Origin of the sequence: Stutzerimonas sp. FeSN7, assembly GCF_030263795.1 — a bacterium.
GTDB classification, from domain to species: domain Bacteria; phylum Pseudomonadota; class Gammaproteobacteria; order Pseudomonadales; family Pseudomonadaceae; genus Stutzerimonas; species Stutzerimonas stutzeri.
Map to the genome: position 1 here is coordinate 3,198,119 of NZ_JARPMN010000001.1, position 10,701 is coordinate 3,208,819.

13 protein-coding genes are annotated in these 10,701 nt (G+C 65.3%); all 13 read left to right on the forward strand.

Features of this window, described 5'->3' with window-relative positions:
* The first annotated feature begins 77 nt into the window (after window positions 1-77).
* The 13 genes from P5703_RS15160 (at window position 78) to P5703_RS15220 (ending at window position 10,700) form a co-directional block, all read left to right on the forward strand.
* Window positions 78-992, forward strand: a complete 915-nt coding sequence (locus tag P5703_RS15160; protein WP_014596108.1) for a DUF3577 domain-containing protein — start codon at window positions 78-80, stop codon at window positions 990-992.
* A gap of 54 nt (window positions 993-1,046) precedes the next feature.
* Complete coding sequence (locus tag P5703_RS15165; protein ID WP_278422095.1) at window positions 1,047-1,745, forward strand: DUF3275 family protein; 699 nt, start codon at window positions 1,047-1,049, stop codon at window positions 1,743-1,745.
* A gap of 91 nt (window positions 1,746-1,836) precedes the next feature.
* A complete protein-coding gene (locus tag P5703_RS15170) occupies window positions 1,837-2,244 on the forward strand; it encodes a hypothetical protein (RefSeq protein ID WP_014596106.1) in 408 nt (135 codons plus the stop codon).
* Between the two features lie 83 nt (window positions 2,245-2,327).
* Window positions 2,328-2,978, forward strand: coding sequence for a hypothetical protein (locus tag P5703_RS15175; protein ID WP_008268678.1), 651 nt, complete (start codon window positions 2,328-2,330; stop codon window positions 2,976-2,978).
* A gap of 36 nt (window positions 2,979-3,014) precedes the next feature.
* Window positions 3,015-4,163 (forward strand): DUF6094 domain-containing protein, encoded by a 1,149-nt coding sequence (locus P5703_RS15180; protein WP_376750354.1) that lies wholly within the window; start codon window positions 3,015-3,017, stop codon window positions 4,161-4,163.
* Between the two features lie 168 nt (window positions 4,164-4,331).
* Entirely contained in the window at window positions 4,332-4,577 is a 246-nt protein-coding gene (locus tag P5703_RS15185) for a plasmid related protein (RefSeq protein ID WP_425375623.1), read from the forward strand.
* A 69-nt stretch (window positions 4,578-4,646) separates the two neighbouring features.
* A complete protein-coding gene (locus P5703_RS15190) occupies window positions 4,647-4,952 on the forward strand; it encodes a hypothetical protein (RefSeq protein ID WP_044314050.1) in 306 nt (101 codons plus the stop codon).
* Between the two features lie 135 nt (window positions 4,953-5,087).
* Entirely contained in the window at window positions 5,088-7,367 is a 2,280-nt protein-coding gene (locus tag P5703_RS15195; RefSeq protein ID WP_278422098.1) for a helicase-related protein, read from the forward strand.
* A gap of 232 nt (window positions 7,368-7,599) precedes the next feature.
* On the forward strand, window positions 7,600-8,178 hold the full coding sequence (gene pilL2 / locus P5703_RS15200; RefSeq protein WP_279641657.1) for a PFGI-1 class ICE element type IV pilus protein PilL2: 579 nt from the start codon (window positions 7,600-7,602) through the stop codon (window positions 8,176-8,178).
* Window positions 8,175-8,816 (forward strand): hypothetical protein, encoded by a 642-nt coding sequence (locus P5703_RS15205; protein ID WP_012205974.1) that lies wholly within the window; start codon window positions 8,175-8,177, stop codon window positions 8,814-8,816. The genes pilL2 and P5703_RS15205 overlap by 4 nt, the downstream gene beginning before the upstream one ends.
* Before the next feature lie 14 nt (window positions 8,817-8,830).
* Window positions 8,831-9,568 (forward strand): TIGR03759 family integrating conjugative element protein, encoded by a 738-nt coding sequence (locus P5703_RS15210; protein ID WP_264887378.1) that lies wholly within the window; start codon window positions 8,831-8,833, stop codon window positions 9,566-9,568.
* Window positions 9,550-10,155 carry a transglycosylase SLT domain-containing protein gene (locus P5703_RS15215; protein ID WP_012205976.1) on the forward strand — a complete coding sequence of 202 codons (606 nt, stop codon included), beginning with the start codon at window positions 9,550-9,552 and terminating at the stop codon, window positions 10,153-10,155. The genes P5703_RS15210 and P5703_RS15215 overlap by 19 nt, the downstream gene beginning before the upstream one ends.
* Window positions 10,152-10,700, forward strand: coding sequence for an integrating conjugative element protein (locus tag P5703_RS15220; protein ID WP_012205977.1), 549 nt, complete (start codon window positions 10,152-10,154; stop codon window positions 10,698-10,700). The genes P5703_RS15215 and P5703_RS15220 overlap by 4 nt, the downstream gene beginning before the upstream one ends.
* Window position 10,701: the final 1 nt, after the last annotated feature.

Genomic DNA, 10,701 nt, shown 5'->3' on the forward strand with positions numbered 1-10,701 from the left:
ACCCATCGCGGGGTTACGCACCTTTCCCCGCAGCGTGGGGCCGGTGTGTCTCCGCTTCATCCCTATGGAGATTCACCATGAGCACCACGTCCAACGAGAAATCGTATTTCGACCTCCACACCTCGGGCATCGGTTACATCCAGCGTGTCCGTGAAGTGCCTGTTCGGGGCGGCCGCCGTGCGCAGCCTTTCCTGGCATGCACCATCGCCGCGTTGGTCGGTTCCGCAAAGGACCCCAGCTATCGCTATTTCGACGTCAAGGTCTCGGGTGCCGAGGCCAAGAAGCTGGTCGAGCGCTACATCGGCGTTGACGATCCCAAGCAGCGCCCACTGGTGCGCTTTCGCCTCGGCGACCTGTGGGGCGATGCGTACATCCGCGACAAGGGTGAGCAGAAAGGCCAAGCCGCCGCGTCCCTCAAGGCGCGACTGCTCAAGGCCGAGCCGCTTGACCGGGCCGAACTGGCTTCGATTAGGCAGCACGAGCTGGTCACCCGCGGCATCGGCTACCTCAGCCGTCCGAAGGACGTCACGCCCAAAGATGGCGACCCGTTCCTCTCTTGCACCGTCGCCGCTCTGGCCGGGCCTGTCGATGAACCGGAGTATCGGTACTTCGACACCATCGTCACCACCCCTGAAGCCGAGCATCTGGTTCGCCGGTGCGTGCAGGCCATCGAAGGGGACTGCAAGGTGCTGATCGCCTTCCGTCTCAACGACATGAAGATCGATCCGTACATCCGCACCAAGGGTGAGCGTGCCGGAGAACCGGCCGCAAGCCTGGAATCGACACTGATCCACATTAGCCTGATCAAGATCGACGGCACCAAGGTCTATCCGACGAGCCCCGCGCAAGCCGATACGCCGCCGGCCCAGGACGCTCCCGCGCCCGAAGCCGAGGACGCCGACACCGCTGCCGATCAGCCTGCCGAGCCCGCCGAGCGCGAGCCCGAAGGTGAAGTCGAGGAGCAGGAGCCGGCATTGGCTGCTTCGTTCTGATCGGCAAGGCCCTCGCGGGCCTTGTCGTTTTCCCAATCGCTAAGGAGAACCATCATGGCAGCCACATCGGCATCCGAGAGATCGGTTTCGCCCATCGTCGTCCCCGGCCAGCTCACGCTGCGTACCATCCGCGGCAAGAACGGCCCCTTCACGGTCGGACGCCTCGCCACGCACCTCGGTACGTTCGAGGTCAAGGACCCGGAGCTGGAGCAATACCCCGAAGGCAAGTACGACGGGGAGTTCATCATCAGGTACATCTTCCCGAAGTCCTACCCGGTCGGTGGCGGCATGCGCTTCGAGATCCGTGCCAGCCTGGACGGAATGACGCTCTACGACATCGACAAACTGAGCCGTGACGAGGCACGCAGCTTCGCCACCCAGGACCTCGATCCACTTGATGAAGAGTTGGGCGCACAGCCTGCAGTAACGCCGGCAACACCGGCCAAGCCCACCAAAACCTCCAAGCCCGCCAAGCCCGCACCCGTGCAGGCATCCACGGACCCGCTGGTCGATACCACGCCCTTCGGCGTGGATGCGCCGACGCCCGCTGCGGCAACTGCTCCCGGCAGTACCGAAGATGGCGACGTCGCGCTGTTCAGCTTGCTTTGGCCGCTGGGCGAGTCCGTGAAACTGGATTCGACCATCGACCGCCGCACCCTGCGCACGCAGATCGCCCGCCTTGGCGAACTGGGCTACACGCTGGACTTCAAGACGCAGGAGTGGAGCCGCCAGGCCGAACTGCAACCTGCGTAGTACTGGGCACCGCATCTGCCGTGTTCATCCACCCGCCGGGGGTCTTCCCCACCGGGGAGGCTTCTGGCTCAATTTTTCCAGGAGGCCTCTCATGGGCTGGTATTTCTCACCCCAATCGCGGTCTGAACTGATCGCGGAGCTGATCGCACCGCAAGAGACCGAGCACGCCAGCGTCAAGGTCATCGCCCACGCGCTGCGTGGCAACGTCCTCTGGTCCGTTGCGCAAGTCACAGCCAAGGCCGAAGGCGTACACCGTGATCTCACACCGGGCCAATCCCTGTGCACCATCCGCTGCGATCTTCTGGAACGCAGCGGCGGCCAGTGGGGCTACAAGCCGCTGGACGAATCCATGCACCCGTACTACTACTCGTGCCCGCTGTCCTATCTGGACCTCGCACCGGAGCAGTCCGCCGAATGGCGTGCAGGCGTTCGCGCCTACCACGCACGGCGGCGCACATCCAAGGCGACCACCGCTCCAGATGCGACGCTGACGGTCTGAACCAGGGCGTTTTTCCTTCCACCCCAAGGGCAGCACTTGCCCCCTGCGGGCGGTGCTGTTCCCGTTCATCCGAGGACACCACCATGCCCGCAAACACTTCTTCCACCACGCTGTACCGCATCGACGAATGCCCGGACGTGATGGCCGACGCTTGCGTCGGCGATGACCAGGGCAACCTGATCTTTCTGTCGATCTGGGCGCGAGACACCGCCGCCCAGCAGTTCCTGGCTCGCCTGACCCTCGGGCGCGACGAACAGGGGCTGGAGCAGTTCCACGTCATCACCGACCAGGGCGGCAGCGTCCCGGTGTTCGTCGGCAACGTCGATCGCCTGGAAAAGCGCATGACCCGCGCCTACCGGCGAACGCTGTTCGGTTCGCTGTCCAACGTGTGGCTGTTCGATCGGCGCTGCGTCAAGCCCGACAAAGCCAACGCCAGCGCACTGGCATTGCTGCCCCGCGATAGCGACCACCGGCTTGACCGCCTGTGGACATTGGTGCAGGACACCTGCCCACTGCCATTGCTCGACCACTGGCGCGAAACCGTGCTGGAACTGCTGCAAAGCCACGAGATGCTGACCCGCCTGCCATTCGCCCTCGGGCCTTTGGTGGGCCATCAGCTCGCCATCGACGTGCCGGCGCTGACCCAGGCGCTCGGCTCGCTGATCCGCAGTGACGTGCTCACCGCCTACCCATACCCGGCCAAGATTTGGACGCCGGAAACGGCAGCGGCTTGAACCACCTGCGCAGGCACGCCAAGGCCCGCCTGCGCCATTCATCCCGCCAACCAGGAGACTTCCATGGCGCTCATGTTCCCGCGGCTCGCCCGCAACTTTGTGAAGAACGGGTACTTCCCGACCGACGAACCGACGCTCGAAAGAGCCCTCAATGCACTGATGCCCAGTGCGCCTGAATCCAATGGGCCGATGTGCATCCTCGACCCCTGTGCCGGCGAAGGCGTGGCAATCGCCGAAGCGGCTCATGCCCTCGGGCGCGAGCAGGCCAGGGCGTTCGCCGTCGAGTTCGACGCAGAGCGGGCGCGCCATGCCCGCAGCCTGGTCGATCACTGCCTGCACGCGGACCTGATGGATACGATGATCTCCAAACAGTCCTTTGGGCTGCTCTGGCTCAATCCGCCGTATGGCGACCTGTCCAAGGACGTCAACGGCAACATTGGCTATCAGGGTCAGGGCCGTGCCCGCCTCGAAAAGCTGTTCTACCAGCGCACGCTGCCCCTGCTGCAGTACGGCGGCGTGCTGGTCTTCATTGTCCCCGGCTACGTGCTCGACGCGGAGCTGGTCGGCTGGCTGACGCGCCACTACACAGACCTGCGGATCTACCGAGCGGTGGAAACGCAGTTCAAGCAGGTGGTGATCTTCGGACGCCGGGTGCGCCAGCGCGAGCAGACGCCCGATGGCATCAAGGCCGTGCGCAATCTGCTGCTGCAGGTTGGGCTTGGCGAAGTCGAAGCCGAGGAGCTGCCGAGCGAATGGCCGTTCCTGCCGTACATCGTCCCCGCCAGCCCGGCGGAGCCGGGGCATTTCTTCCGCGTGACGATGGAGCCGGAGCAGTTCGCCGATGAGGTTGGCAGGCTGCAAGGCCTCTGGCCGTCGCGGGATACGCAGTTGGGGTCTGCGCAGCAGACGCTGCGTCCACCGGCGCGGGCCTTGTCCCACTGGCATCTCGCCCTGGCTCTGGCCGCAGGCGCGATCTCGGGAGTCGTGCAATCCAAGACGGGGCGCGTGCTCGTCGTCAAAGGTGACACCCACAAGGACAAGACGCTCCAGCGGGAATTCACCGAACGCGAAGACGGCTCGATTGCCGAGACGCGCATCCTCACCGACAAGTTCGTTCCCGTCATCCGCGCGTGGGACATGACGCCTGGCTCTCCGACACGGGGCGAGGTGTTGACCATCCGCTGATCGTTTTTCCACCGCCGACGGTTCGCCGTCGATTCTTTCCACCCACCGGGGTCCAGTCGCCCCGATGGGGTGCCGTGGCCCCTCCATCTCAAGGAGCCTTCCATGGCAGCCCAAGCACTTTCCATCAGCCAGACACCGAGCCGGCGCTTCGCGCCCGGCCAGGTGGTCATGACCTGCGGCGTTGACGCACTGGTCCAACAGGGTCAATTCAACCCGATTCCGTATCTGCGCCGCCACCTCGGCGGCGACTGGGGCGACCTCGACGACAGCGACAAGCGGCAGAACGATGCCGCGCTGAAGTCCGGTGAGGATCGTCTGTTTTCTTCCTACCAGGTCGCACCCGGTCTGAAGCTCTGGATCATCACCGAATGGGATCGCAGCGTCACCACGCTGCTGTTGCCCAGCGAGTACTGATCTTCTCCAACGCGGGGCCACCGACACCCCGCAAGGGTGCCGTGGCCCCTTCACTCAGAAGGAAGCCACATGACCTCCAACCAACATGACAAGCACCGGCGCAAACGGCTGTTCGAGATCGGTGCACTGGAGTTCAGCGAAGGCGTCGAACGCCTGATGAACGAAGGCCGGCTCGATCCCATGCCGCTTTTCGAACGCCACATGCGTGGCGACTGGGGCGACGTCGCAGACTACCAATGGCAGCAGAACAACGCTGCGTTGGAGTCCGGCGAACGCCTCGATTCGTTTTACGTCGTCACCCGTGACCTGAGCATCCGCATCTTCACCGAAGCAGATCGCAGCGCGACCCGCATCGTGCTGCCGTCCGAGTACTGACCGCGAGTTGTCACCGCAGGCCACGAGCGCCTGCACTGTCCAACCACCGACGGTTCGCCGTCTCGCTTCCCACCACGGGGCATGTCATCGCCCCGCTGGGGTGGTGCATGTCCCATTTTTCTTTGGAGCACCACCATGTCCGTTGATCTCGACACCACCGCTAACGATGCAGAGCCCGTACAGGGCGAACTGCTAGAAGCGGAATCCAACCCTCTCACACTGAGCCTTCAGGATTTTGTCGGCGAGTTCGGCGACGAACTGCTCGACTCTCTCAACCGCGCCAACCCGCCGGTCTATGCCGGTCAAGCACAGGCGCAGCGACAACTCGTTGTTGCCAGCCTCAAGCGCAAGTTGTTCCAGGCCCAGGCCGACGTTGTCCATGCCGCCGCCGAGCTGTTGGTCGATCAAGGCGAACGCGCTGCGATCGTCAATGGCGAAATGGGTTGCGGCAAGACGACTGTCGGCATCGCCACGGCCGCCGTGCTCAACGCCGAAGGCTACCGCCGTACCCTGGTGCTTTCGCCTCCCCACTTGGTCTACAAGTGGCGGCGCGAGATCCAGGAGACGGTGGCCGGCGCCAAGGTCTGGGTGCTCAATGGCCCGGATACGCTGGTCAAGCTCATCAAGCTGCGCGAGCAGTTGGGTGTGCCGCCCACAGGCCAGGAATTTTTCATCCTGGGGCGCGTCAGGATGCGGATGGGGTTCCATTGGAAGCCGGTCTTCACCCAGCGACGCACCCGCCACGGCGACGTGGCGGCCTGCCCGGACTGCGGCACGCTCATCACCGACCTCGACGGCGAGCCGGCCAACCCGGTCGCGCTCCAAGCCGAAGAGTCCCGCAGGAAGTGCAGCCACTGCGCTGCGCCCCTGTGGACGCTGATCCGCCCGCGTAGTCTGTCCGGCAGTGACCAGTCTTCGGTCGTCCTCAAAGCCTTGAAGCGCATCCCCACCATCGGGGAAGTTACCGCGCAGAAGCTGATGCAGAAGTTTGGTGACGGCTTTCTGGCCTCGATGCTGGGCGACAACATCCATGAGTTCATCAACCTCATGGATGGCAACGGCGAGCTGGTGTTTTCCGACCGTCAGGCCACGCGCATGGAACGTGCGATGGCCAACATGGAGTTTGGCTTTGGCGAAGGCGGCTACCAACCGTCCGAGTTCATCAAACGCTACCTACCGCAAGGCACGTTCGACCTGCTCATCGCCGACGAGGCGCACGAGTACAAGAACGGCGGCAGTGCCCAAGGCCAGGCCATGGGCGTGCTGGCGGCGAAGGCTCGCAAGACCTTGCTGCTGACCGGTACGCTGATGGGCGGCTATGGCGATGATCTGTTCTACCTGCTGTTCCGGGCGCTGCCAGGACGGATGATCGAAGACGGCTACCGCCCGACCACGAGCGGCAGCATGACCTCGGCTGCGATGGCGTTCATGCGCGATCACGGTGTCCTCAAGGACATCTACTCCGAGAGCGCCGGCACGGCGCACAAGACGGCCAAGGGCACCAAGGTATCGGTGCGCACGGTCAAGGCTCCCGGCTTCGGGCCGAAAGGCGTCTTGCGCTGCATCCTGCCGTTCACCATCTTCCTCAAACTCAAGGACATTGGCGGCAACGTTCTGCCGCCGTATGACGAGGAGTTTCGTGAAGTCCAGATGGACGTGGCACAAGCCGCGGCCTATCGCGATCTGGCGGGTCGGCTGACCGCGGAGCTGAAACAGGCTCTGGCGCGACGCGACACGACCTTGCTGGGTGTGGTGCTCAACGTGCTGCTGGCCTGGCCGGATTGCTGCTTCCGGTCGGAGACCGTAGTGCATCCGCGCACGCGCAACACCTTGGCGTTCGTCCCGGCTCAGTTCAATGAGTTCGAGATCAGCCCCAAGGAGCGTGAACTGATCGACATCTGCAAGGCAGAGAAGGCACAGGGGCGCAAGGTTCTGGCCTACACGGTCTATACCGGCACGCGCGACACCACGTCGCGCCTGAAGGGGCTGCTGGAGCAAGAAGGTTTCAAGGTAGCGGTACTGCGCGCAAGCGTGGATGCCAGCCGCCGCGAGGACTGGATCGCCGAGCAACTGGATCGTGGCATTGATGTGCTTGTCACGAACCCGGAGTTGGTCAAAACGGGCCTTGATCTGTTGGATTTTCCAACGATTGTGTTCATGCAAAGTGGCTACAACGTGTACTCGCTCCAACAGGCAGCACGCCGCTCCTGGCGCATCGGGCAGAAACAGCCCGTGCGCGTGATCTACCTCGGCTACGCCGGCTCCTCGCAGATGACCTGCCTGGAACTGATGGCCAAGAAGATCATGGTCTCGCAGTCCACCTCGGGCGATGTGCCCGAATCGGGGCTGGATGTTCTGAACCAGGACGGTGATTCCGTCGAGGTCGCACTGGCCCGGCAGTTGGTCACCGCCTGAACCCCACGCCATCGCCGGCCTAGCGCCGCCGACTTTCTGTTCGTCCCACCTTGCAGCCCCGTCCGCGTTCTTCGTGGGCGGGGCTGCGTTTTTCTCTCATTCCAAAGGGTTCCCGTGAAGGCCCAGCACTTGCCCAAGGCAGAAAACCGGGCACCACCCAGTTCGCATTCCTGGCTGACCGTGCGGCACCGTGCCGCCAAGGTATCGGCATCGCAACAGAAGAGCCGATGCCATGCCCGCAACCCATGTATCCCGGCGTCTGGTCGGCGCTGGTCTCCTGGCCGCAGCGCTGGCCAGCGGCTGCGCGACCACCACCGCGCCGCTGGTGCCAGACGCCATAGAAGACGTCTCCTCCGCTCCCGAACCCGAGGCACCCGAGTTCATTCCCGTCGTGCGCTATGGCCGCTACACGCTGGTCGAGCTGGCACCCACGGCGGCGCAGCGTGACTTGCTGTTGCAGACCATCGACGTGTCCATGCCCGAGGATGCCCGCGCCACGGTGGGCGATGGGCTGCGGCATGTGCTCAAACGCAGTGGCTACCAGCTTTGCGAGACGCCCAGCGCCGTGACCGAGTTGTATGCGCTGCCGCTGCCGGCGGCGCACCGGCATCTTGGCCCCATGACCTTGCGCGATGCGCTGCTCACCCTGGCCGGCCCGGCCTGGGAACTGCATGCGGATGAACGGGCACGGCAGATTTGCTTTGAGCAGCCTGGAGGCAGTGCGACCGCCGAGCACGCACACGAGCCGCCTGTTGCCGAGGCGGTGCAGATGTTTCCGCTGATGCCTTCGGTTTCGGGAGGCCAGCCATGAATACCGCGCAGGCTCCCCGGCGCCCGATCTCCGCCGTGGTGTTGCAGAGCCTAATGTGGCTCTGGCTGATCAGCCTCAGCGTTTTCGCTGCCCTGAGCTACCAGACCATGAACGACCAGGCCGACCAGACGCTGCTTGATTCCCGCCTGCAACGTCTCGAAGCGCAGGCGGTGGGCCTGGCCGAGACCATTGAGGCCATCCAGCAGCGTCCAGTCGTCGCAACAGCGGCAGACCTCAAAGATACCCGCGAACGCCTGGAAGCACGCGCCGCCCAGGTCGAGACAACGCTGAGCGGCTATGCCGCTGCCGAAGACCTTCAGGCGCTTCGTGCGGAAGTCGAGCAGATCAAGGCACGCCCAAGCGCCCTGCGTGCCGCAGCGCCCGCCCAGCCGCGCTCACCGAGCAGGCCCACCGCCAAACCAGAACCGCCGCCACTGCCGTTCCGCATCGTCGGCGCCGAACTTCGCGCCGGCCAGCGCAGCCTGTCCGTCACACCGAATAACGGGAACTTCACGCCCGACCAGCTTCAAGTGCTGCTTCCCGGCGATGCCGTCGGCCCGTGGCGCCTGCAGGCAGTCGAGGGCAACACTGCGGTGTTCCAGGCCGGCGACCAGACCCGTCGCATGGCGATTCCTTGAGCGGAGCGCACGACATGAAACCGTCGATCATCCTTTCCGCGCTCCTGCTCGCGTCTGCCCAGTTGCCCGCCTGGGCGCAGCAGCCGGCCACGGCTCCCGCCGGCAGTGCGCACAGCCAGGAGCGCCCGCTGGTTACTCGCTCCCTGGACGACCGAGTGGCAGGCGACTGGGGCCTGCAACCGCAGGAGTGGGCTCGCTATCGCGAGCTGATGGACGGGCCGTTGGGCATCTACTCGCCCAACATGGACCCACTGTCCGCCCTGGGCATCGAGGCGCGCACCGACGAGGAACGGCGCCGCTACGCAGAGCTGCAGGTGCAGGTCGAGGCGCGCCGTATCGAGAAGCTGCTCGCCTACCAGCGTGCCTACGACCAGGCCTGGCAGCGCCTGAGTCCCGGCATGCAGCGGGTGAACCTGCCTGACGAAAAACCCGGCGCCGGCACAAGCGCCAATCCCTTGCGCGGTTCAGGCCGCACGGCCGTGTTCGTCAAGGACGGCTGCGCGGCCTGCGGGCAACTCGTGCAGCGCCTGCAATCCTCCGGCACCGAGTTCGACCTGTACATGGTCGGCAGCCGCCAAGACGACACGCGCATCCGCGACTGGGCCAAGCGTGCGAACGTCGATCCGGCGCGCGTGCGCAGCGGTGGCATCACGCTCAACCATGATGGCGGGCGGTGGCTGTCGCTGAGCTTGCCCGGAGACCTTCCTGCGGTCGTGCGCGAGGTGAACGGTCAATGGCAGCGCCAGCCATAGCGGCCACCTCCGTTTCGCAGTGCTTGCGCGCACTGGTGATCGCGGCGGGCCTGTGCGCCTGCGCCGCCCATGCCCAGGAGCTTCCGCCACCGGCTTACCAGCTTGCCGCACAGCGCGCGGGCATCCCCTCGACGGTGCTCTACGCCGTGGCTTTGCAGGAAAGCGGCATCCGCCGCAACGGGCGCATCGTCCCGTGGCCGTGGTCCCTCAACGTCGCCGGTCAGTCGCGCCGCTTCACCACCCGTGCCGACGCCTGCGCTGGTTTGCAGCAGGCAATGCGCGCCACGCCGCACACACGCATCGACGCGGGCCTGGGCCAGATCAACCTCGGCTACCACCAGCAGCGCTACGCCAGCCCGTGCGACCTGCTCGACCCATACAGCAACCTCGCCATCGCCGCTGAAATCCTGAAAGAGCAGCACACCTCGGGCGAGGACTGGTTGCCGGCGATCGGTCGCTACCACCGTCCTGCGGGCGGAGAACCTGCGGCTCGTTACCGGCGCAGCGTGTCGCGCCACCTTGCCCGTGTGCAGGGCACACACCCAACCGCCGCGGCCATCGCCGTGCACCAGGAGAGCACCCCATGAAAACATGCCATTTGACCCATCTCACACTGAAGGGCCTGCTCGTGCTGCTGGCGGCTCTGCCACTGGCCTCGCGCGCCGGAGAGCCCCTGATCGTCGTCGAAGACCGTGGCGGCACGTCGGCGCTGCCGTACTACGAGGCTCTGAACCTTCAGCCGCGCGCCAATGCTCCGGCCGGGCCGCCCATCCCGATGCTCCCGGTGCCCGCCACGCCCATGGATGAGGCCGCGATGTTGCCGGTGCGCAGTGCCAAGCTCACGCCTGGCACCGTCGCGCGGCGCGTGATCGAGGCACCGGGCCTGCGGCCTTTCGTAGTCGTCGGCGACGACGAAGCTTCCCACGCCTGGCTGCTTCGCCAGGCGGGCTCGCTGCGCGAGCGCGGCGCGGTGGGCCTGGTGGTTAACGTCGAGACCATGCAGGGCCTGGCACGGCTGCGCGCCCTGGTGCCCGGCGTGCCCCTTGCGCCTGTGGCCGGTGACGACCTGGCCGAGCGCCTGGGTCTGCGGCATTACCCGGTGCTGATCACAGCCACCGGCATCGAGCAATGAA

Excerpts from the sequence above, each read along its gene's own strand:
- P5703_RS15160 (WP_014596108.1), top strand. The coding sequence starts at position 78 with ATGAGCACCACGTCCAACGAGAAATCGTATTTCGACCTCCACACCTCG.
- P5703_RS15165 (WP_278422095.1), top strand. The coding sequence starts at position 1,047 with ATGGCAGCCACATCGGCATCCGAGAGATCGGTTTCGCCCATCGTCGTC.
- P5703_RS15170 (WP_014596106.1), top strand. The coding sequence starts at position 1,837 with ATGGGCTGGTATTTCTCACCCCAATCGCGGTCTGAACTGATCGCGGAG.
- P5703_RS15175 (WP_008268678.1), top strand. The coding sequence starts at position 2,328 with ATGCCCGCAAACACTTCTTCCACCACGCTGTACCGCATCGACGAATGC.
- P5703_RS15185 (WP_425375623.1), top strand. The coding sequence starts at position 4,332 with ATGACCTGCGGCGTTGACGCACTGGTCCAACAGGGTCAATTCAACCCG.
- P5703_RS15190 (WP_044314050.1), top strand. The coding sequence starts at position 4,647 with ATGACCTCCAACCAACATGACAAGCACCGGCGCAAACGGCTGTTCGAG.
- P5703_RS15195 (WP_278422098.1), top strand. The coding sequence starts at position 5,088 with ATGTCCGTTGATCTCGACACCACCGCTAACGATGCAGAGCCCGTACAG.
- pilL2 (WP_279641657.1), top strand. The coding sequence starts at position 7,600 with ATGCCCGCAACCCATGTATCCCGGCGTCTGGTCGGCGCTGGTCTCCTG.
- P5703_RS15205 (WP_012205974.1), top strand. The coding sequence starts at position 8,175 with ATGAATACCGCGCAGGCTCCCCGGCGCCCGATCTCCGCCGTGGTGTTG.
- P5703_RS15210 (WP_264887378.1), top strand. The coding sequence starts at position 8,831 with ATGAAACCGTCGATCATCCTTTCCGCGCTCCTGCTCGCGTCTGCCCAG.
- P5703_RS15215 (WP_012205976.1), top strand. The coding sequence starts at position 9,550 with ATGGCAGCGCCAGCCATAGCGGCCACCTCCGTTTCGCAGTGCTTGCGC.
- P5703_RS15220 (WP_012205977.1), top strand. The coding sequence starts at position 10,152 with ATGAAAACATGCCATTTGACCCATCTCACACTGAAGGGCCTGCTCGTG.